This window comes from Streptomyces sp. NPDC007917, from assembly GCF_042959105.1.
Taxonomy (GTDB): Bacteria; Actinomycetota; Actinomycetes; order Streptomycetales; family Streptomycetaceae; genus Streptomyces.
The window spans coordinates 1-2,075 of the sequence record NZ_JBIBKK010000076.1 but is presented as its reverse complement, the minus strand read 5'-3'; the positions used below and the strand labels follow the sequence as shown (position 1 = coordinate 2,075).

At 69.7% G+C, this 2,075-nt stretch carries 1 protein-coding gene; it reads right to left on the bottom strand.

Annotation, left to right across the window (positions count from 1 at the left end; all coding sequences use genetic code 11):
- A partial coding sequence (locus tag ACFZDL_RS47160) for an amino acid adenylation domain-containing protein (protein WP_391194621.1) occupies window positions 1-2,075 on the bottom strand: 2,075 nt, incomplete at both ends.

Genomic DNA, 2,075 nt, shown 5'->3' with positions numbered 1-2,075 from the left:
GGATGTGCAGGTCCCAGGTCGTGTCGTCGTGAACGGTCAGACAGGCACGGAGCGCGTCATGATGGTCCAGCACGGTCTGCACCGCTGACCTCAGATACTCCACCCCCAGCCCCGCAGGGACCTGGAGAACAACGCCCTGGCTGAACCGGTCCACCCCGCCACCCAGCTCACGCAAACGATGCATCACCGGCGTCAGAACAACACCCCCCACCCCATCCCCCACCACACCAGCACCCGCACCCGCACCCGCACCCGCACCCGCGGCACCCGGCTCCACCGCCACCCGAGCCAACGCCTCCACCGTCTTGCGCTCAAACACATCCCGAGGCGTAAACACCAAACCCGCCGCCCGCGCACGAGCCACCAACTGGATCGACACAATGCTGTCACCACCGAGGTCGAAGAAGCCGTCATCGATCCCGACCCCGGGCACCCCCAGGACCTCAGCGAACAGCCGGCACAACACCTCTTCCTGGGCCGTCCGGGCCACCCGCCCGGAACCAGCCACCGCGACATCAGGAACAGGCAAGGCCTCTCGATCCAGCTTCCCGTTCCCCGTCAAGGGCAGCCGCTCAAGCACCACCAGCGCGGAGGGCACCATGTAGTCGGGGAGCCGGTCCCTGACCTTCTCAAGCACCAGGGCCGTATCGACACCCGTCTCCCCATCCGCAGGCACCACATAACCCACCAACCGCCGCTCACCAGGCCGATCCTCACGCACCACAACAGCTGCCTGAGCCACCTCCTTGACCCCACCCACAGCAGCCTCGGCCTCGCCCAGCTCAATGCGGAAGCCGCGCACCTTGACCTGGGTGTCGGTGCGGCCGAGGTGTTCGAGGGTGCCGTCGGTCTTCCAGCGGGCGAGGTCACCCGTGCGGTACATACGCGTCCCGGGCGCACCGAACGGGTCGGGGATGAAGCGCTCGGCGGTCAGGGCGGGCCGGTGAAGGTAGCCGCGGGCCAGGCCAGTGCCCGCGATGTACAGCTCGCCCGCCACCCCCGCGGGTACCGGACGCAGGGCGTCGTCCAGGACGTAGGTGCGGGTGTTCCACATGGGGCGGCCGACGGGAATGGTTCCGGTGGTCGGCGCATCGCCGCCGGGCGCGGGGACGGTGTGGTCGGTGGCGGCGACGGTGGTTTCAGTGGGGCCGTAGCTGTTGGTGACGTGGGTGTGGGGGTGGTGGGTGTGCCAGGCGTGGAGGGCTTCGGCAGGGAGGGGTTCGCCGGCGATGATGAGGCGGGTGGATGGCTGGAGTGGGGAGTCTTCGAGCAGGGGCAGGTGGCTGGGGGTGATCTTGATCAGGTTGATCGGCTCGTCGGGGGCGGTGGTGGTGTCCCAGGCGGTGAGGTGGAGTCGGCCGCCGCTGAGGAGGGTGCCGTAGAGCACGGTGATGCCGATGTCGAAGGAGACGGAGGCGTGGGCGACGGTGGTGCCCGACAGTTCCGGGTAGGCCTCGACGGCGCGGGCCAGGTAGTTCACCAGGGCCTGGTGGGGGATGACCACGCCCTTGGGCCGGCCGGTGGAGCCGGAGGTGTAGATGACGTACACCGGATGCTCGGCCCGCAGCGTACCCGGGCGGTCGGCATCGCGTACGTCGGTGCCGGGCTGCTCGGCGATCCGCGCAGCCGTCTCAGCAGCATCCACCACCACGGACAGGCCGCCGAAACCAGGCCGGCTGTCCTGAGTGGGCAGGGAGGCGGAGGTTGCCGTATCGGTGACCAGGAGCATGGGAGCTGCGTCCTGCAGCATGTAGCCGATCCGGTCCGCGGGCAGCTCGGGGTCCACGGGCACATACCCCGCCCCGGACTTCATCACGGCCAGCAGCGCCACCACCAGGTCGACCGAGCGGGGCAGCGCCACAGCCACCAGCCGCTCGGGCCTGGCTCCCAGCCCGATCAGGTGGCGGGCCAGCCGGTTCGCCCGCGCGTTCAACTCGCCGTAGGTCGCCTCCTCACCCGCGCACACCACCGCGATGGCGTCGGGGGTACGCGCCACCTGTGCCTCGAACAGCTCCGGCACCACCACATCCGGCACCGCGTGCGCCGTGTCGTTCCAGTCGACCAGCACCTGCTGC